Origin of the sequence: Donghicola mangrovi, assembly GCF_013377535.1 — a bacterium.
Classification (GTDB): domain Bacteria; phylum Pseudomonadota; class Alphaproteobacteria; order Rhodobacterales; family Rhodobacteraceae; genus Donghicola; species Donghicola mangrovi.
In genome coordinates, this window is the sequence record NZ_JABCJE010000002.1 from 57,302 (window position 1) to 75,870 (window position 18,569).

Here is an 18,569-nt window from a genome sequence, read left to right on the forward strand (position 1 = left end):
CCCCCAGAGTTTCGCGGCCACACTATAGATAACGTTATCTTTGTGTCCTGTTCATTAGGATTACACGTTACCTTTCTGTCGTATAGCAGTCACCTTCTAACTGTCGAATGTAAAAGTGCTGAAAGTGGTAATCTGAATTTGCATGACGTTACCACTATGGATTACCGGTAACACCCGAACGGATATATTTTTAATACCTAAGGGTATATTCCGTACTTTAGTGATGTGGATAATCACCTGTTGGCTGTAATTAATTTTCCGATACAACCCGTTAAAATATGGCTTAATAGTGGAAGAGTAGAAAACCCATCCAAACGGGATGATAAAAAATGGCAGGTCGAATCACCTTGGCGCTGGGGATGGCGCTATTAATGGCTCCGCTCGGGGCTTCGGGGCAGGACCTCGTTTATCAGCCGGTTAATCCAAGTTTCGGCGGGAGCCCTCTGAATTCGGGGCATTTATTGTCGATCGCGAATGCGCAGCGAAATGCGACCGCGTGGGATTACGAGGCACCGGCCTCTGCCGGATCGCTGTCGTCATCGACCGCGGGGTTGTCGCAGGCCGAGCTTTTTGCGCGGCAGCTGCAAAGCCGTCTGCTGTCTTCGCTGTCAAGTGAGGTTGTCGAGGCCATCTTCGGCGACGACCCCCAGCAAAGCGGCACCGTCATCTTTGGCACCACCGAAATCAGCTTTGATCGCAGCGTGGACTCCATCGATCTGACCCTGACCGACACGGTGGACGGAACCGTCACTGAAATCTCTGTGCCGCAGTTGGTGGTGAATTGATGGGGGCCGTTCGGAAACTGCTCGTGCTTGGGACCATGATTGGCGGCTTGGCGGGCTGTGACGCCAATCTGCCCGCCATGTACAAAGAGGCAGGCGCCGCCAAATTTGCCGCCGAGCAAGCTCAAACAACGGACCAGTCGCGCGCCCTGATGAACGTGCCGCGTCCGGCGCGCAAACTGACCGTGTCGGTCTTTGATATGCCCGACCTGAGCGGCCAGTACAAAGAGACAACCACAGGTCAGAACCTGTCCCGCGCTGTCACGCAGGGCGGGGCGGACATCCTGATCAAGACCCTGATGGAGGCAGGCGGCCGCCGCTGGTTCAACGTCTTGGACCGCGCCGCGCTGGATAGCTTGCTCAAGGAACGCCAGATCGTCACCGAAATGCGCCGCATCTATCGCGGCGAGGCCGAGGTGGATGCAGGTGCTCTGGGTCCGATGGATCACGCGGGGATCATGATTCAGGGCGCGATTGTGGGCTACGATTCCAACATCGTGTCGGGCGGCCTTGGGGCGCAGTATCTGGGGATCGGCGCGAACCGCCGCTACAAACTGGACGTGGTCACGGTCAGCCTGCGCGCGATTGCCACCGAAACCGGCGAAGTGCTGGCGGCGGTCATGGTGCGCAAACCGATTGCCTCGATCTCGACCCAGGGGAATGTGTTCCGCTACGTGGCGCTGGACGAGCTGTTGGAAAGTGAACTTGGGGTCGCCATGAACGAACCCAAACAGCTGGCGATCGAGGCCGCAATCCAGAAGGCCGTGCTGTCCCTGATCGCCGAAGCGGTGGACGTGGGCCTGTGGGACTTTGCCGATCCCGCCGCAGGGCGCGCCTTTCTCGAGGCGTACCGCCGCGAAAAATACGGCGACACCGCGCAGTCGGTCGAGCAGGTGTCCCAGCGCACCAAGCAAAGCCTGACGATCCCGCGCACAGTCCCCGCCAAGCCAGAGCCCGAAGCCCCTGTCGTTCGGCAGGTGGACCCCCAGAATGGCGGGGCCGTACCGCCCGTCGATGAGGCCTCTGACGAGGTGCTGGGCTGAAATATCCAACGGTCAGGCCGTTTGGTTAACTGACCCACCAATGAACCGCCAAACCGGCAGGAAGGAGGTCTACCCGCAAAACTGCAAGCATGGCATTCCGAAATGGCACCCTTAGCCATGCCGGACCTCCATGCGCCACTTCCTGAGACATATCTGCCTGAGCGCGCTGTTCGCCGCGATCTTGCCGGCAGGACAGGTGTGGGCTGGCAATGGCATCTATCTGCTGCAGATCGGCGCAGAGACGGGCCTTGGCGAAGAGCATCTGTTCGACCAGCCCCTGTTGGCCAATCTGGATGTCACCGGTCAGGACCCCTTGGTCGAGGTGATCCAGATGGGGGCCGCGCTGAGCGCCGATGTCCACGTGCACGGCACCGATTGCCACGTCGAACTGCACCAGCTTGGTGTCGGGCAGTTCGCCAGCGTTAGCCAGAGCGGCTGGCACAACGACGTGGTGCTGTCTCAGGGTTTCTGAAACCTTTTCACCTCGGAGATCGTCATGAGGTGCATGAGACGTCCTATCTATATATCCCTAGCCCTGATCGTGGCCGGTGCCCCCGTGCTGGCGGACGGCAACAAGATCTATCTGACCCAGTCCGCGCCCTTTAACGGCAATAGCGCGGGCAACACGATCAATGTGGACCAGAGCGCGGCGGACTTCAGTCTGATCGGCCTCGAGAGCAATCCGGCCCTGCAAGCGGGGCGTGGCAACAGCGCAGACATTCTGGCCGAGGGCTATGGCTCTGAAATCCTGCTGCGGCAGGAGAACAATTCGACCAACGGGAACACGGCGGCGCTCTATACCTATGGGATGGTGGACGCGGCTCTGACCCAAAGCGGCGAGCAGAACATCGCGACCCTGCGCGTCATGGGGCCCGGAATGACCGGCCAGATCACACAGGACGGCAACCTGAACCAGGGCACCCTGAACGCGGTCGGCATCATGGGCACCGCCACGCTAGAGCAGATTGGCTCCAACATCGACGCCACGCTGAACGTCGAGGCCTATTATGGCCACGTGAACTATGCGATCGAGGGCTCGAACCTGCGCTTTGCCAACGAAGGCCCGACGATCCGGACCTTTGGCCAGACGGTGAACATCCGTCAGAGCGCTCTGGGCCTTGTCGGGTCAGAGAACGGGCGGGGCAATCAGAAATGAAGCGCGTTCTGTTGGCGATGCTGTTGGTGGCGGCAGGGCCTGCGATGTCCCAATCGGCGGCCGATTATTTGCAGGCTTTTTCGGGCGAGTGGTATTCCTTTGACCGCGCGCGGGCGCAGAATGGCGGCGTGTGCCGCGTCGATCTGACGACCGAGCCGATGGGCAACGCGCTTGTGGCCAAGGCCGAAAACTGCGGCGCGGGGATGGACTTGCTGGGGGCGTGGGGGATTGTGGACGGCCAGATTGCCATGCTGTCCGATGATCAGCGCGTGCTGGCGCTAATGGGCGGCAATCAGGTACGGATGACAGGGGATGACCTGTCCTCACGCCGCAGCCTGATCCTAGAGCGGCGCCAACCCAGCGGGTTCGTCGTGAGCCTGCAACAAGCGATCAAATCGCAGAACTGCCTGTATATCGGCTACACCGCCGACTGCTCGAACAAAGAGGATGTGAGCCCGCTGCTGTCCGCCAAGACCGACGCGCAGGTGCATCTTCAAACTGCCACCCGTGTGAACCTGCGCGAACAGCCGCGCCGGGATGCGCCGGTGTCGCTGGTTCTGGACCGGCTGACCAAGGCCGATGCCACCGAATGCCTGACGGCCACCGATGGCATCTGGTGCAAAGTCACTGTGGGCGAGACCAGCGGTTGGCTGGCCCGCAACGCGATCCGTCAGAAAAAATGGGCCGTCACGACCTTCGAGCTGTCGGGCAGCTAGGGCTGGATCAGAAATCGAGCCCCAGATCCAGCGTCTTGGCCGAATGGGTCAGGGCGCCCGAGCTGATATAGTTCACACCGGTCGCGGCAACCTCGGCCACGCGGGGTAGGGTCATGTTGCCGGACGCTTCCAGCACCAGACGGCCCGCGTTCATTGCTACAGCTTCGACCAGAGTGGGGGTGTCCATGTTGTCCAGCAGAACAACATCGGCGCCGCCAACCTCCAGCACTTCGGCCAGCTGGTCCAAGCGGTCCACCTCGATCTCGACCTTCATCATGTGGCTGGCCTGAGCCTTGACCGCCTCGAGCACAGGGGTGATGCCGCCCGCTGCCGCGATGTGGTTGTCCTTGATCAGGATAGCGTCGGACAGGCTGAAGCGGTGGTTGAAGCCGCCGCCGTGGAGAACCGCCTGCTTTTCCACCAGACGCAGACCAGGGGTGGTCTTGCGGGTGCAGGTCACGCGGCAGTTGGTGCCACGGGTTTCCGCGACATAGGCGGCAGTCATGGTGGCGATGCCGGTCAGACGACCCGCAAAGTTCAGCGCCACACGTTCACCTGACAGGATGCTGGCCGCGCTGCCCTCGATCGTCATCAGCACGTCGCCTTTGCCACAGGGCTGACCGTCGGCGATCAGGGTCTCGACCTTCAGGGTCGGGTCCACCAGATGAAAGGCGATGCGGGCGATCTGCATCCCCGACACAATGCCCGCCTCGCGCGCGTTCAGGCGCGCGGTATAGGTGGTGCCTGCGGGGATCACCGTGCGGGTGGTGATGTCGCCATAGGTCCCCAGATCCTCGGCCAAGGCGTTGCGGACGACGGGTTCCAGAACCAGATCGGGCAGGGCAGAGTTCATCGCTTACTCCTTGGCGTAGCGGGCGCGGATATCCAGCGCCTGATCCAGCGTCATCTCGGAACGGACGCCGGTCGGGTCGGTCTGCGGAAAATCGGAACGGAAATGCGCTCCGCGGCTTTCTTCGCGCATCAATGCGGCGGCGGCAATCAGCGTTGCGGTCGCAGTCATGTTCGACAGGGCCTCGCAGCTGGGTTGGCTGAACTCGATCAGATAGATGCGGGCCAGCGCGTCCTTCAGATCGGCGCCATTGCGGACCACGCCGACCTTGTCGGTCATGATGCGGCGCAGGTCGGCCACCAGATCCTCGCGCGGGGGGGCGATGGTGCCTGCGTCGGGCAGGGTGATCTCTTCGGCCGCGGGAACGGTCCCCAGATTGTTCAGGATCGAGGTCGCCGCACGGCGGGCATAGACCAGCGCCTCTAGCAGACCGTTCGAGGCCAGACGGTTCGCCCCGTGCAATCCGGTCGAGGCACACTCGCCGCAGCACCACAGGTTATCCAGCGTCGAGCGCCCCTGATCGTCCACCTTGATCCCGCCCATATGGTAGTGCGCAGCGGCGGCCACGGGGATGGTTCCGGTGACAGGGTCGATACCGGCACGGGCACAAGCCTCGGCCACGGCGGGGAAGTGGGTCAGAATCTCGGCACCGATGGCCTCACGTGTGTCGAGGCTGGGTTCGTATCCGGCTTGGGTCTGGGCATAGATGCCACGGGCGACGATATCGCGGGGGGCAAGTTCTGCGTCGGGGTGAAGCCCCTGCATGAACCGTTTGCCCATCTTGTTGACCAGAATGGCCCCTTCACCGCGCAGGGCCTCTGTGGCCAAGGGGGCGGGGTCCTCGCCCGAGGCGATGGCGGTCGGGTGGAACTGCACGAATTCGGCGTCGGCGATCACGGCACCGGCGCGGGCGGCCATGCCGATCACCTGACCACGGATGCGCGGCGGATTGGTGGTCAGAGCATAGAGCCCGCCCGACCCGCCACCGGCCATCAAATGCGCTGCGCCGCGTACCAGCACGGGCGCGCTGCGGTCACTGCCCGAACCGGCGATCCATACACCGGTCACGCGGCCGTCATGCACCTCAAGGCCCGTCGCCATATGGCGTTCCATGACCTGCACCGAAGGGGTCTCTCGGACCTGAGCCACCAGCGCCTTCATGATCTCGGCACCGGCCTGATCCCCGCGCACCCGCACCACGCGGGCAAAGCTGTGGGCGGCCTCGCGGCTCATGACGTAGCCACCTTCGGGGGTCCGGTCGAACGGCGTGCCCAGATTGGTCAGGTTCAGGATATGCTGGCGCGCCTCTTGGCAGACGGCGGTTGCGACGGCGGGGTCCACGGTGCCAGCGCCAGCGGATACGGTATCGCGGGCGTGCTCTTCGGGGGTGTCGCGGTCATCCATGGCAGCGGCAACGCCGCCTTGGGCCCATGCGGAACTTGCGCCTTCTCCCAAAACTTCGGGCGAAATCATCAGGACGGGATAGGGGGCCAGGGTCAGGGCCGCATAAAGCGCCCCCAGCCCCGCGCCGACGATCACCACCCGTTCGGTGGTCACGCTGGTCATGATAGGTTCAGAGCCCCAGTTTCTTGGACATATCGATCATGCGCTGCACGGCCAGACGCGCGCCCTCGGCCACCGCGGGATCGACCTCGATCTGGGTGGTCATGGTGTGCAGGCTCCAGAGGACTTTCTCCAGAGTGATCATTTTCATGTACGGGCACATGTTGCAGGGGCCGACGAAATCGACCTCGGGCAGCGCATCTGCGATGTTCGAGGCCATCGAGCATTCGGTCACCAGCATCGCCTTTTCGGGCTTGTGGTCGGTGACGTACTTGATGATCCCGCTGGTCGAGCCGCTGAAGTCCGACGCCGCAACCACCGAGGGCGGGCATTCGGGATGGGCGATGACCACAGTGCCGGGGTTCCATTCGCGGAACTCGTTGATGTCCTGCGCGGTGTACTGTTCGTGCACGATGCACGAGCCTTCCCACCAGACGATGCGCTTGTTCTTGACCTTCTGGGCCACGTTCTGCGCCAGATACTGGTCGGGGGTCATGATGACGGTGTCCGCTTCTAGCGCTTCTACGATCTGGATCGCGTTCGAGCTGGTGCAGCAGATGTCCGATGCGGCCTTCACTTCGGCGGTGGTGTTCACATAGGTGACCACGGGAGCACCGGGGTAACGCTTGCGCATCTCTTCGATCCCAGCGGGGGTGATGCTTTCGGCCAGCGAACAGCCCGCGTTTATGTCGGGCATCAGAACGGTTTTCTGGGGCGACAGGATCTTGGAGGTTTCGGCCATGAAGTGCACGCCGCCCTGAACGATCACGTCTGCCTCGACCTTCGCGGCCTCGATCGCCAGCTGCAAGCTGTCGCCAACAACATCCGAGATGCCGTGAAAGATATCGGGCGTCATGTAGTTATGCGCCAGAATGACCGCGTTGCGCTCGCGCTTCAGGTCATTGATCGCCTTGATATAAGGAGCGGCCTTGAAGAAATCCGGCGGCGTGACCACGCGGTCCATCTTTTTATAGATGTCCGACAGGCTCTCTGCCAGGTCGGCCGAGGGACGCAGGTCGTATGCCTCGGACAGCTCCGAGCGGACGGTGTTCATATCGAGCACTTCAGGATCCTCCTAGTGCGCGAGACCCGGGGCCAGTCGTTCCGTCTGGCGTTGCGGGCCGGCGCAATTCCTTTACCGGCAGGCGAGATAAAACGAGGCCTTCTTCTACAGGTCTATCCGTCGGGGTCAATGTCGGCTGTATCCGAAAGCGCCCATTTCTATAAGAAAGATGTAGGAATTGTGACACAGATTACTACCCCTGATTGTGCTGCAATGCAGAACGGGCAGAACTGCGGCCATCGCGGGCTTGTGATGCAAAATAGACCGCGCAACTGCAGAATTCGGCAAAACAGCGCAAAGATTTACTAGGCAAATCAAACGGGCAGGGGCATACAGGGCGTTACCCGTTAACCTCTCCGGTGCAAGGCCGTGCAAATCCGTCTGGAAAAGGTCAACCATATCCGCCGTCAGCGCAGCTATTGCGTGATCACCACTGGGCAGACGCTCTTTGGGGAATGGTTCGTGCAGCGGGAATTCGGACGCATCGGATCGAACGGCGCACAGCAGCGCGTCGATTACGTCGCCAGTTGGCAAGAGGCCTATGAGGCATGGGAAGCGATCAAGCGCGAAACCTGCCGCAAGGGCTATGCCCCGATCCCCGTGCAGTTGCGTCTTTTCTGAAATACACGCGCAAAATGCCGCTTTTGATGCCTGCAAATTGGCAGCCTGCGGCGATTTTTCCGCGTTTTCGGTTTCGGTATACAATGGCACACATTGACTTGAGGGCCCTATCCCTCTAAGTCGGGGGCGACTAAGCGGCGTGCATAATGCCCGTCGCCCACGGCGTCAGATTTCGGAGAAACGAAGCCATGACAAAAAGCGATACCCCCGACATCATTTATACCATCGTTGACGAAGCGCCCGAGCTGGCCAGCGCATCGCTGCTGCCGATCATCCGCTCGTTCGCAGGCAAGGCCGACATTAGCGTCGAGACCCGCAACATTTCCGTGGCGGGCCGCATTCTGGCCGCGTTCCCCGAATACCTGACCGAAGACCAGCGCATCGCTGACGATCTGGCTGGTCTGGGTGAACTGGTTAAGACCCCCGAAGCCAACGTCATCAAGCTGCCGAACATCTCGGCCTCGATGCCCCAGCTGAACGCCGCCATCAAAGAACTGCAGGACAAAGGCTACGCTGTTCCCAGCTACCCCGTTGATCCCCAGTCCGACGAAGAAAAAGAAGCGCAGAAGCGTTACGACGCGATCAAGGGTTCGGCCGTGAACCCCGTCCTGCGCGAAGGCAACTCTGACCGTCGTTCGGCCAAAGCGGTCAAAGAATACGCCAAGGCGAACCCCCACTCGATGGGTGACTGGGCCGCAGACAGCAAGACCCACGTAGCCGCAATGGACGGCGACGATTTCTATGCCAACGAGAAATCGACCACCATCACCGCAGCTCAGGCTGGTGGCGCGAAAATCGTCTTCACCGCAGAAGATGGCACCGAGACCGTTCTGAAGTCGGGCCTGAAATATCTGGAAGGCGAAATCGTTGACGGCACCTTCCTGTCGGCCGCCGCTCTGAAAGCGTTCGTCAAGAAAGAGATCGCGTCGATGGAACCGGGCGTTCTGTTCTCGGTTCACCTGAAAGCAACCATGATGAAGGTCTCGGACCCGATCATCTTTGGTTACTTCGTCGAAGGCTACCTCGAGGACTTCATCGCCAAGCACGGCGACAAGCTGAACGAACTGGGCTTCAACCCGAACCAGGGTCTGGGTGATCTGGAAGCCAAGATCGCAGGCAACGCCGAGCTGGAAGCAGACTACAAAGCTGCTATGGCCGCCAAGCCCGCCATGTACATGGTGAACTCGGACAAGGGCATCACCAACCTGCACGTATCGTCGGACGTCATCATCGACGCTTCGATGCCCGCAGTGATCCGCGCTGGCGGTATCGGCTGGGGCCCCGATGGCAAAGCGGCACCGACCAAGTGCTGCATCCCCGACAACTGCTATGCAGGCGTCTACGACGAGACCATCAACTTCTTCAAACAGAACGGCAAACTGGACGTCACCACCTGTGGCGCCGTGTCGAACGTCGGTCTGATGGCCCAGAAGGCCGAAGAGTACGGCTCGCACCCGACCACCTTTGAAATCGCTGCCAAAGGCACCGTTCGCATCGTTCTGGACAACGGCGACGTGATCATCGAGCACGCGGTTGAGGCCGGCGACATCTGGCGTTCGTGCACCGCGAAACAAGAGCCGATCCTCGACTGGATCAAGCTGGGCATCAACCGCACCAAAGCGACCGGTCTGGCGGCCTTCTGGCTGGACGCAAACCGCGCCCACGATGCAGAGCTGATCAAATACGTCGAGCCCGCGCTGAAAGAAGCCGGTATCGAGATCCCGATCATGGCGCCCCGCGAAGCGACCCGCTTTACCCTCGAGAACATGGTTCAGGGCAAAGACGTCGTCACCATCACCGGCAACGTTCTGCGCGACTACCTGACCGACCTGTTCCCCATTCTGGAACTGGGCACCTCGGCCAAGATGCTGTCGATCGTGTCGCTGATGCAGGGCGGTGGTCTGTTCGAAACCGGTGCTGGCGGTACCGCACCCAAGCACGTTCAGCAGGTCATCGAAGAGAGCCACCTGCGTTGGGACAGCCTTGGCGAGTTCTGCGCACTGGGTGAATCGTTCAACTTCCTGGCTGGCAAAGGCAACGCCAAAGCCGGCGTTCTGGGCGCAGCCGTAGAGGTCGCCACCCAGAAGGTTCTGGAAAACGACAAGTCGCCCAAGGGCCGCGTCGGTCAGATCGACAACCGTGGCAGCCACTACTACTTTGCCAAGTATTGGGCAGAGGCACTGGCAGCCCAGACCGAGGACGCAGAGCTGGCAGCAGCCTTTGCCCCCGTCGCAGCTGACCTGGCCGCCAAGGAAGACGCCATCCTCGCCGAGATCGCCGAAGTTGACGGCAAGCCCGGTGATATGGGCGGCTACTACCTGCTGGACGCCGTCAAAGTGGCCGCAATCATGCGTCCCAGCGCGACCCTCAATGCAATTATCGGCTAATCAACCGATCCATGCGTAAATGAATAAGCGGGCCTTCTGGTCCGCTTATTTCTTTTTGGAACAGTTGGTTGCGGGACGTTCTTCAATCCATGCGTTTTTAAACTGATCGCTTATTGGGCGATAAATCCCCTTCATTTCCGCATATGTGGCGTGATCCCGCCTGTTTGGGCGCAAGCCCGGGCTTGGGGTTGGGTCTCTTGCTGCGCTGCGGCAAAATCCTGTGCATTCGCGGAACCTTTGCGTGATCCCCGCGTTACCTGTGGGAAAGGGGCTGCATTTCAGCCCGGCGCAGACGGCCGCGACGCCGACCAGCGAAAGACCGAAGGAGATGTCGATCAAGTTCCCGCCACCAAACCCCGCTCCGACCCCTTATGCCCGCCTGACCGTTCTGGGGGCTGGCAGCTGGGGAACCGCTCTGGCCACTGTTCTGGCCCGTAACGGTCACGAAGTAAGGCTCTGGTCGCGACGACCCGATCACGCAGCGGCCATTAATGCCACCGGTGAGAACGCCGATTATTTATCCGGCCTGACCCTGCCGCAGGGCATCACCGCCACCGCCGATCTGGCCACCGCCCTGAACGGTACCGAGGCGCTGCTGATCGTCACCCCGTCCTCGACCCTGCGGGCCATGTGTCAGGCCATCGCCCCCATGATCCCCGAGGGCATCCCCATCGCACTGGCCTGCAAGGGCGTCGAAAAGCGCACGGGTCTTTTGCTGTCCGAAGTGGTGTCCGATGAACTGCCCGGCCATCCGGTGGGCGCGGTGTCCGGCCCGACCTTTGCTCGCGAAACCGCGCTGGATCACCCGACCGCCGCGACCGTGGCCTTCCCCTTTAGCTATGCCGACCGCCTGTCGCCCGAGAACAGCCCCGCCGCACGGCTGGCGCTGACCCTGTCGGGTGGCGGCTTTCGCCCCTATGTGTCCGATGACCTGATCGGGGTCGAGGTCGGCGGCGCCGTCAAGAACGTGGTCGCCATCGCCTGCGGGATGATGTCCGGCGCCGGCTTTGCCGAGAACACCCGCGCCGCCCTGATCACCCGCGGAATCGACGAGATGAAGCTGTTGGCCCAGGCCCTAGGTGGCCGCCGCGAAACGGTGACTGGCTTGTCCGGTGCGGGCGATCTGACGCTGACCTGTTCGTCCACCACCTCGCGCAACATGTCGCTGGGGCATCAACTGGGGCAGGGCATCCCGCGCCCCAACTGCTTTGACGGCCGCAATGTGGTGGTCGAGGGCGAGGTGAACGCCGTGTCCGTCACCGACTTGGCCCGCCGCGTGGGCGTGCCGATGCCCATCTGTGAAACCGTCCATTCGGTGCTGCACGGTGGCGCGGACCTGCAAGAGGCGTTCAGCGCCCTCTGGGCCCGCCCGATCGAGGCCGAGCCCTTTGCCCTTGATCTATCGCTCGAGCATCCCGCGCCGCAAACCTCTCTGCATTTCGGAGTTCGCCAATGAATGTCCATGTCTCTGCCCGCCCTGATATCGCCACCCGCCGCTTTACGCTGGCCACCGATCTGGACGGCACGTTCCTTGGCGGGTCCGATGCGGACCGCAAGGCGCTGTATGACTGGATCGAGGGGAACCGCGACACCATCGGACTGATCTTTGTCACTGGCCGCGATCCTGAATTCATCATGGAGATGTGCCGTGATCGTGGCCTGCCATGGCCCGAATATGTGGTCGGCGACGTGGGCACCACCATTGCCGAGGTCACCGCTGACGGCCACGTTACCCCCATCGCCGCGCTGGAAGAAGAGATCGCCGAGGCGTGGGGCAATCGTGGCGACGTGGTGCGTGTGGCGCTGGACGGGCACGCAGGCCTGACCCTGCAACCCACCGCATTCCGCTACCGCGTCAGCTACGACATGGACGCGCAGACCTTTGATCCGGCAGCCAAATCGCGGGTCGAGGAGCTGGGGCTGGATTGGCTGATCTCTGACAACCGCTATTTCGATGTCCTGCCCAAGGGCATCTCCAAGGGGCCGTCCATCCGCCGCCTGATCGCCCATCTGGGTCTGGACGAGGCCCGCGTTCTGTGTGCGGGCGACACCCTGAATGACCTGTCCATGCTGGCCTCTGGCCTGCCTGCCGTGGCCGTGGGCAATTCCGAAACCGAACTGGTGCAGCGCCTGTCTGGCCACTCTGCCGTCTATCACGCGCAGGGCCACGGCGCCGCCGGTATCCTCGAGGCGATCGACAGCCTCGATCTGCACGACATTCCCGAAGGAGTTCTCTGATATGCGTTCGAACCTGGTTATTGTGTACCACCGCCAGCCCTACGAAGAAGTCGAGGTCAATGGCAAGATCGAGTACCACGAGAACAAGTCCCCCAACGGCATCGTCCCCACGCTGAAAAGCTTTTTCGGGCGGTTCGAAAAGGGCGCGTGGATCGCGTGGAAATACGCCGACGATCCGGCCAATCCCGACTTCGAGCGCGTGGTCGAGATCGAGGACACCTATGGCAAATACAACGTCTCGCGCCTGCCGCTGACCCGTGAACAGGTGTCGTCCTTCTATCACGTCACCTCGAAAGAGGCCTTCTGGCCGATCCTGCACGGTTTCAAGGAACGCTACAATTACGACCCCGTGGATTGGTCCACCTTCCGCGAGGTGAACTGGGCCTTTGCCGAGGCTGCCGCCGCCGAAGCCGCCGAGGGCGCCGTGGTCTGGGTCCATGACTACAATCTGTGGCTGGTGCCCGCCTATCTGCGCCGCCTGCGCCCCGATGTGAAGATCAGCTTTTTCCACCACACGCCGTTCCCCAGCGCGGACATTTTCAACGTCCTGCCGTGGCGCAAGGAAATCTTGGAAAGCCTTCTGGCCTGCGACGTGGTGGGCTTTCACATCCCGCGCTATGTGAACAACTTTGTCTCGGCTGCGCGGTCGCTGCTGGAGGTGTCCACCAAGACCCGCGAAAAGGTCAAAGACGAGCTGAAGGCCGAAACCTCGGCCCTGTCCGAGCAGTCCGTGATCACCGAAGTCAGCTATCAGGGCCGCACCATTCGCCTGCAGGCCAGCCCCGTGGGGGTCGATGTGGACTATATCGAAAGCCTCGCCAATTCCGAGGAAACCGCCACCAAGCTGGCTGACATCCGCGAAACCCTTGGCGACCGTCAGCTGATCCTGTCCGTGGGCCGCACCGACTATACCAAGGGCGGGATTGAGCAGTTGGAAAGCTATGAGCGCCTTTTGGAAAGCCGCCCCGACCTGCGTGGCAAGGTCCAGTTGATGCACGTGTCGGTCATGGCGAACGCGAACATGACCGCCTATCAGCAAATCCAGCACGATCTGGAAACCTTGGCGGGCAAAATCAATGGGCGGTTCGGCAGCTTTGACTGGCAGCCTTTGGTGCTGATTTCTCGCCCCGTGCCGTTCAAGGAACTGGTCGCCTATTACCGCGCTGCCGACGTGGCATGGATCACGCCGCTGGCCGACGGCATGAACCTGGTGTGCAAGGAGTATTGCGCCGCCCGCACCGATGGGGACGGGGTTCTGGTCCTCTCCGAATTCGCGGGCGCCGCGGTAGAGTTCGCCTCGGCTGTGCCGACCAATCCCTTCTCGTGGAAGTCGATGGACAGTGCGATCCAGTACGCCCTCGAGATGCCCGAGGACGAACGCCGCGGCCGCATGGAGCTGGCCCGTCAGATCGTCCGCAAACAGGACATCCGCTACTGGGCCGAGGATCAAATGATGGCGCTGGACCTGCCCACCATGCCGGACACCCGCGACGCGGCGTGATCCAGTTTGAAGGTTAGGCGGGGCGCGGGCCAATGGCTCGCGCCTTGGCGTTTCCAAGGGGCAGGGCGGGTTCACTCTGGAAAACCGCCCCTCTTTGGTGCTAAGGGCCGGTTTCGTCGCCACTCCCGATCACCAGTCCAGCGGAACGAGGTCCAAATGGAAAACCACGCGAACCAAGGTACGCCCGAACTGCGCCGCGCCGCCCGTCTGAGCGTTGCGCCGATGATGGATTGGACCGACCGCCATTGCCGCTATTTCCACCGCCTGATCAGCACCGAAACGCTGCTGTTCACGGAAATGGTCACCGCGCCCGCGCTGGTGCGCGGTGGGGCGCTGCATCTGCTGGACTATTCGCCCGAGGAACACCCCGTTGCCCTGCAACTTGGTGGTTCTGATCCGGCCGAGTTGCGACAGGCCGCCCGTATGGGCGCCGAGGCAGGCTATGACGAGGTGAACCTGAACGTCGGCTGCCCGTCCGACCGTGTGCAGTCTGGGTGCTTTGGTGCGATCCTGATGACCCGCCCCGAGCTGGTCGCTGAATGCGTCAGCGAAATGCAGGCCGAATGCCGCGCCGAGGTCACCGTCAAATGCCGCATCGGCGTTGACGACCAGACCCCCGAAGACGTGCTGCCCGACTTTATTGAAACGGTCGCGGCGGCGGGGGTGACCCGCTTTACCATCCACGCCCGCAAAGCTTGGCTCGAAGGGCTGAGCCCCAAGGAAAACCGCGACATCCCCCCGTTGGATTACCCGTTGGTCCACCGGATGAAGGCCGCCTATCCGCACCTTCACATCTCGATCAACGGCGGCATCGCCACGCTGGACGACGCATTCCCCCATCTGGAGCAGGGGCTCGACGGGGTGATGATCGGCCGCGCGGCCTATCACCAGCCCTATGACATCCTCGGGGCTGCCGATGCGCGCATCTATGGCAAAGGCGCTGGCCCCACCCGCACCGAGGTCGTCCACCAGATGCTCCCCTATATCGAGGCGCACCTGACCGCAGGGGGCAGGTTGAACCAGATCACCCGCCACATGCTGGGCCTATTTGCCGGTCAGCCGGGCGCGCGCCAGTGGCGCCGCTACCTGTCCGAGAACGCCCATGCCACAGGCGCAGGCCCCGAAACCGTGCTGGCCGCGCTGGCCCAGATCCCCGAAGCTGCCTGACATCTTGCCCTTGTGCCCGTGCCCCGCTAACTCCTACGGGACATTGCGCAAAGGACAGATCATGCAGGCAGACCTCATTCCGCTACTCGCGCTTCTTCTCGGGATCGGCGCTTTTGCGGGCATCCTTGCGGGCCTTCTGGGGGTCGGGGGCGGCATCGTGCTGGTGCCTGCGTTCTTCTACACCTTCTCGCATATGGGCTACGCTAGCGACGAGCTGATGCGGATCTGTCTGGCCACCTCGCTGGCCACGATCATCGCGACCTCGGCCCGCAGCGTCCACAGCCACAACCGCAAAGGCGCGGTGGACTGGTCGATCCTGAAAACCTGGGCCCCCGGCATCGCGGTGGGCGCGATCATCGGTGTGCTGGTGGTGGCGCAACTGCGCTCGGCGGCGCTGCAGGGCATCTTCGGCGTCATCGGCATGTGCATCGGCCTTTATATGGCGTTCAGCCGCAGCGAATGGCGCATCGCCGACGAAATGCCCTCTGCGGGGACACGCATGGTTCTGTCCCCGACTGTGGGCTTCCTGTCCGTCCTGATGGGCATCGGAGGCGGCAGCTTTGGCGTTCCGCTCATGACCCTCTACGGCACCCCGATCCACCGCGCGGTCGCCACCGCCGCAGGCTTTGGCGCGCTGATCGCGGTCCCTTCGGTGATCGCGTTCCTCTTCGTCCCGATCCCGGCCGAAGTCCGCCCGCCGCTGACCATCGGCGCGGTTAACCTCGGGGCCTTTGCCGTGGTCGTCTGCATGACCATGATGACCGCACCCATCGGGGCCCGCATCGCCCATTCGCTGAACCCCAAGCCGCTCAAGCGGGTGTTCGCAATGTTCCTGCTGTTGGTCGCTGGCAACATGCTGCGCAAATCGCTGGGCCTGTAACCTTGGACCAACCCTGCCTTCATCTTGGCAAAAATACCCTCGCCGAAGGTCCCGCGCCGCACAGGCGCGGCCCGCGACAGGAGACGACATATGACCGCGATCATGATTCAGGGCGCTGGCTCCAACGTAGGCAAATCGCTTCTGGTGGCGGGCCTGTGCCGCGCCGCCCGCCGCCGCGGCCTGTCGGTGGCCCCGTTCAAACCCCAGAACATGTCGAACAACGCGGCAGTCACCTCGGACGGGGGTGAGATTGGCCGCGCCCAAGCCCTGCAGGCCATCGCCTGCGGGGTCCCCCTCCACACCGACATGAACCCCGTCCTCCTGAAGCCGGAAACCGATGTGGGCGCCCAAGTCGTGGTGCAGGGCAAGCGCATCGCCACGGTCAAGGCCCGCGACTACGCCGCCCTGAAACCGCAGCTGATGACCAGCGTTCTGGACAGTTTCCATCGCCTGAAATCCGCCCATGATCTTGTGATCGTCGAAGGCGCTGGCAGCCCCGCCGAGGTGAACCTGCGCGCCGGTGACATCGCCAATATGGGCTTTGCCTGCGCCGCCGATGTGCCTGTGATCTTGGCCGGTGACATCGATCGCGGCGGGGTGATCGCGCAGATGGTGGGCACGCAGGCTGTGCTACCCGATCAGGACAATGCTATGATTGCGGGCTTTCTGATCAACAAATTCCGCGGCGATGTCAGCCTCTTTGATGAAGGGTACAAGATGATTGCGGGCCGCACCGGCTGGCAGGGCTTTGGCGTTGTGCCGTTCTTTCCCGACGCCTCGAAACTGCCCGCCGAGGATGCGCTGGACCTGCCGACCCGCTCCAGCGGGCGCGGGTTCAAGGTGGTGTGCCTTGGCCTGTCCCGCATCGCCAACTTCGACGATCTCGACCCCTTGGCGCAGGAAGAGGGCGTGGACCTGACCGTACTGCGTGCGGGCCAGCCGATCCCTGGCGACACCGATCTGGTCATCATTCCGGGCAGCAAATCCACGCGGGGTGATCTGGCCTATGTCCGCGCTCAAGGCTGGGATATCGACCTGCACGCCCATGTTCGCCGCGGCGGCTATGTGCTGGGCATTTGCGGCGGCTACCAGATGCTGGGGCAGGCGGTCCGTGACCCCATGGGCGTCGAAGGCGCGGCGGGCGAGGACCCCGCTCTCGGCCTGCTGGATGTGACCACCGAAATGACTGGTGACAAACGCCTGACCCAGGTGCGCGCCACCCATGCGGCCAGCGGGCTGGAACTGGACGGCTACGAGATCCACATCGGCCGCACGGACGGCCCCGATCGGGCGCGCCCCTTTGCCCACGTCGACGGCCAGCCCGAGGGCGCCGTGTCCGCGGACGGGCGCATCATCGGCAGCTACCTGCACGGGATGTTCACCGACAACGCCTTCCGCGCGGCGTTCCTGCAGGGGTTCGGGGTGCAGTCCGGTGGCCTTGATTATGGCCGCGTGGTGGACCAGACGCTGGACGCGCTGGCCGACCACCTCGAGGCACATTTGGACGTGGACGGGATACTGGCGCTGGCCCGTTAACCCATCAGCCAGATCAAGGCACTAACCGTAAAGAACGACAGCGTCGTCGTGACCACCAATGTGGTCGCGGTGATGCTCTCGATCCCGTAGCGCTGTCCGAAAATCGGATAGACCGACAGCATCGGCACCGAGGCAAAGAGCGCCGCTCCCAGCATGTAAACGGCATCAGACATCGGGAACAGCCACATGCCCACCAGCACCAGCGCAGGGTGCAGGATCAGCTTGCCCACGGCGATCATCCCCGTCTCGACCGACAGGCTGCGGATGGGGAAGTTCGCCACCGTCCCGCCGACCACGAACAGGGCCACCACCGGCGCGGTCGCGCTGATATAGCCGATGACCTTCTGGATCACCTCGGGGATGGGCAACCCGCTGAAGCGCACCATCAGACCGATGGCCAAACCCACAAAGATCGGGTTCTTATAAAGGCCCTTGATCGCCTTGAAGAACGCGCGGTGAAAGCGTTCCTCGGGGTAGGCGCCCGCATCCGCGACGGCCAGCGCCAAGGGGATCACCAGCATATTCTCGACAATCATGGACCACGCCAGAATGTCGAAGGCCGCATCCCCGATGATCAGCGCCGCAATGGGATAGCCCATGAACCCGCTGTTCGAGTTCGCCATCCCCAGCGCATACATCGCGCTGGCCGCGATCCCGTTGCCGCGCAGCTTGTGCATGACCATGATGGCACTCAGCAACAGCAGCAGCGATGCGCCCCCGTAGACCGCCATGAAATGCCAGTTCAGCGCCGCAGCACCGGGCCGGTTCACCGCGCCCGCGATCATCACCGGCATACAGATGCGCAGAACGAACGTCCCCAGCGCCTTGGGCACATCCCGCGCGATGTAACCCGTTTTCAACGAGACAAAACCAGTGGCAATCAGCAAGTAAATCGGCGTGGTAATCGCTAGGATGGCAAGCATCGGCAGTTCCGCAAAGATATGGGGGCCATTGGCCTTATGCTGTTTTGATGGGCCAACTGCCCAAGCGACGCAAGGGCGGATGCGGCGGGGCTTGATTTTCGCCTCTGCGGGCGGTTCAGATGCCCTGAAACAGCGATTTGCGG

General features: G+C 62.4%; 17 protein-coding genes. 13 read left to right on the forward strand and 4 right to left on the reverse strand.

Annotation, left to right across the window (positions count from 1 at the left end; genetic code table 11):
- The first annotated feature begins 329 nt into the window (after positions 1-329).
- The 5 genes from HJ536_RS04810 (at position 330) to HJ536_RS04830 (ending at position 3,697) form a co-directional block, all read left to right on the forward strand.
- Positions 330-785, forward strand: a complete 456-nt coding sequence (locus tag HJ536_RS04810; RefSeq protein ID WP_177156878.1) for a curli assembly protein CsgF — start codon at positions 330-332, stop codon at positions 783-785.
- Positions 786-808: 23 nt separating this feature from the next.
- Positions 809-1,825, forward strand: a complete 1,017-nt coding sequence (locus tag HJ536_RS04815; protein WP_177156879.1) for a CsgG/HfaB family protein — start codon at positions 809-811, stop codon at positions 1,823-1,825.
- Between the two features lie 130 nt (positions 1,826-1,955).
- Positions 1,956-2,297, forward strand: a complete 342-nt coding sequence (locus tag HJ536_RS04820; RefSeq protein WP_177156880.1) for a hypothetical protein — start codon at positions 1,956-1,958, stop codon at positions 2,295-2,297.
- Positions 2,298-2,330: 33 nt separating this feature from the next.
- Positions 2,331-2,981: a hypothetical protein gene (locus HJ536_RS04825; protein ID WP_177156881.1), complete on the forward strand. Its 651-nt coding sequence runs from the start codon at positions 2,331-2,333 to the stop codon at positions 2,979-2,981.
- Positions 2,978-3,697, forward strand: a complete 720-nt coding sequence (locus HJ536_RS04830; RefSeq protein WP_177156882.1) for an SH3 domain-containing protein — start codon at positions 2,978-2,980, stop codon at positions 3,695-3,697. The genes HJ536_RS04825 and HJ536_RS04830 overlap by 4 nt, the downstream gene beginning before the upstream one ends.
- A gap of 7 nt (positions 3,698-3,704) precedes the next feature.
- On the opposite strand, the gene nadC is transcribed toward HJ536_RS04830, so the two are convergent.
- The 3 genes from nadC to nadA are packed head-to-tail and all read right to left on the reverse strand — an operon-like array spanning position 3,705 to position 7,164.
- Complete coding sequence (gene nadC, locus HJ536_RS04835; protein WP_177156883.1) at positions 3,705-4,550, reverse strand: carboxylating nicotinate-nucleotide diphosphorylase; 846 nt, start codon at positions 4,548-4,550, stop codon at positions 3,705-3,707.
- A 3-nt stretch (positions 4,551-4,553) separates the two neighbouring features.
- The gene (locus tag HJ536_RS04840) at positions 4,554-6,113 is read right to left on the reverse strand and encodes an L-aspartate oxidase (RefSeq protein ID WP_177156884.1); all 1,560 of its coding nucleotides are present in this window, start codon (positions 6,111-6,113) and stop codon (positions 4,554-4,556) included.
- Positions 6,114-6,120: 7 nt separating this feature from the next.
- The gene (nadA, locus tag HJ536_RS04845) at positions 6,121-7,164 is read right to left on the reverse strand and encodes a quinolinate synthase NadA (RefSeq protein ID WP_194245663.1); all 1,044 of its coding nucleotides are present in this window, start codon (positions 7,162-7,164) and stop codon (positions 6,121-6,123) included.
- 378 nt (positions 7,165-7,542) lie between these two features.
- On the opposite strand from nadA, the gene HJ536_RS04850 reads away from it, so the two are divergent.
- From HJ536_RS04850 to HJ536_RS04885, 8 genes are all read left to right on the forward strand, one after another.
- Positions 7,543-7,794, forward strand: coding sequence for a WGR domain-containing protein (locus tag HJ536_RS04850; protein ID WP_176854040.1), 252 nt, complete (start codon positions 7,543-7,545; stop codon positions 7,792-7,794).
- A gap of 188 nt (positions 7,795-7,982) precedes the next feature.
- Entirely contained in the window at positions 7,983-10,181 is a 2,199-nt protein-coding gene (locus HJ536_RS04855) for an NADP-dependent isocitrate dehydrogenase (RefSeq protein ID WP_177156886.1), read from the forward strand.
- 328 nt (positions 10,182-10,509) lie between these two features.
- A complete protein-coding gene (locus HJ536_RS04860; RefSeq protein ID WP_177156887.1) occupies positions 10,510-11,637 on the forward strand; it encodes an NAD(P)H-dependent glycerol-3-phosphate dehydrogenase in 1,128 nt (375 codons plus the stop codon).
- A complete protein-coding gene (locus tag HJ536_RS04865) occupies positions 11,634-12,419 on the forward strand; it encodes an HAD-IIB family hydrolase (protein WP_177156888.1) in 786 nt (261 codons plus the stop codon). Before HJ536_RS04860 ends, HJ536_RS04865 begins: the two co-directional genes overlap by 4 nt.
- A 1-nt stretch (position 12,420) precedes the next feature.
- A complete protein-coding gene (ggpS, locus tag HJ536_RS04870) occupies positions 12,421-13,920 on the forward strand; it encodes a glucosylglycerol-phosphate synthase (RefSeq protein WP_177156889.1) in 1,500 nt (499 codons plus the stop codon).
- A gap of 156 nt (positions 13,921-14,076) precedes the next feature.
- Positions 14,077-15,087 carry a tRNA dihydrouridine(20/20a) synthase DusA gene (dusA, locus tag HJ536_RS04875; protein ID WP_177156890.1) on the forward strand — a complete coding sequence of 337 codons (1,011 nt, stop codon included), beginning with the start codon at positions 14,077-14,079 and terminating at the stop codon, positions 15,085-15,087.
- Positions 15,088-15,148: 61 nt separating this feature from the next.
- Positions 15,149-15,967, forward strand: a complete 819-nt coding sequence (locus HJ536_RS04880) for a sulfite exporter TauE/SafE family protein (RefSeq protein ID WP_177156891.1) — start codon at positions 15,149-15,151, stop codon at positions 15,965-15,967.
- 90 nt (positions 15,968-16,057) lie between these two features.
- Complete coding sequence (locus HJ536_RS04885; RefSeq protein WP_177156892.1) at positions 16,058-17,503, forward strand: cobyric acid synthase; 1,446 nt, start codon at positions 16,058-16,060, stop codon at positions 17,501-17,503.
- On the opposite strand, the gene HJ536_RS04890 is transcribed toward HJ536_RS04885, so the two are convergent.
- A complete protein-coding gene (locus HJ536_RS04890; protein WP_177156893.1) occupies positions 17,500-18,426 on the reverse strand; it encodes an AEC family transporter in 927 nt (308 codons plus the stop codon). The two genes, HJ536_RS04885 and HJ536_RS04890, sit on opposite strands and share 4 nt — an antisense overlap.
- Between the last annotated feature and the right edge of the window lie 143 nt (positions 18,427-18,569).

What these genes read in the sequence shown, in the direction of transcription:
- HJ536_RS04810 (WP_177156878.1), top strand. Translation starts at nt 330, where the DNA reads ATGGCAGGTCGAATCACCTTGGCGCTGGGGATGGCGCTATTAATGGCT.
- HJ536_RS04820 (WP_177156880.1), top strand. Translation starts at nt 1,956, where the DNA reads ATGCGCCACTTCCTGAGACATATCTGCCTGAGCGCGCTGTTCGCCGCG.
- HJ536_RS04825 (WP_177156881.1), top strand. Translation starts at nt 2,331, where the DNA reads ATGAGACGTCCTATCTATATATCCCTAGCCCTGATCGTGGCCGGTGCC.
- HJ536_RS04830 (WP_177156882.1), top strand. Translation starts at nt 2,978, where the DNA reads ATGAAGCGCGTTCTGTTGGCGATGCTGTTGGTGGCGGCAGGGCCTGCG.
- nadC (WP_177156883.1), bottom strand. Translation starts at nt 4,550, where the DNA reads ATGAACTCTGCCCTGCCCGATCTGGTTCTGGAACCCGTCGTCCGCAAC.
- HJ536_RS04840 (WP_177156884.1), bottom strand. Translation starts at nt 6,113, where the DNA reads ATGACCAGCGTGACCACCGAACGGGTGGTGATCGTCGGCGCGGGGCTG.
- nadA (WP_194245663.1), bottom strand. Translation starts at nt 7,164, where the DNA reads ATGAACACCGTCCGCTCGGAGCTGTCCGAGGCATACGACCTGCGTCCC.
- HJ536_RS04855 (WP_177156886.1), top strand. Translation starts at nt 7,983, where the DNA reads ATGACAAAAAGCGATACCCCCGACATCATTTATACCATCGTTGACGAA.
- HJ536_RS04860 (WP_177156887.1), top strand. Translation starts at nt 10,510, where the DNA reads ATGTCGATCAAGTTCCCGCCACCAAACCCCGCTCCGACCCCTTATGCC.
- HJ536_RS04865 (WP_177156888.1), top strand. Translation starts at nt 11,634, where the DNA reads ATGAATGTCCATGTCTCTGCCCGCCCTGATATCGCCACCCGCCGCTTT.
- ggpS (WP_177156889.1), top strand. Translation starts at nt 12,421, where the DNA reads ATGCGTTCGAACCTGGTTATTGTGTACCACCGCCAGCCCTACGAAGAA.
- dusA (WP_177156890.1), top strand. Translation starts at nt 14,077, where the DNA reads ATGGAAAACCACGCGAACCAAGGTACGCCCGAACTGCGCCGCGCCGCC.
- HJ536_RS04880 (WP_177156891.1), top strand. Translation starts at nt 15,149, where the DNA reads ATGCAGGCAGACCTCATTCCGCTACTCGCGCTTCTTCTCGGGATCGGC.
- HJ536_RS04885 (WP_177156892.1), top strand. Translation starts at nt 16,058, where the DNA reads ATGACCGCGATCATGATTCAGGGCGCTGGCTCCAACGTAGGCAAATCG.
- HJ536_RS04890 (WP_177156893.1), bottom strand. Translation starts at nt 18,426, where the DNA reads ATGCTTGCCATCCTAGCGATTACCACGCCGATTTACTTGCTGATTGCC.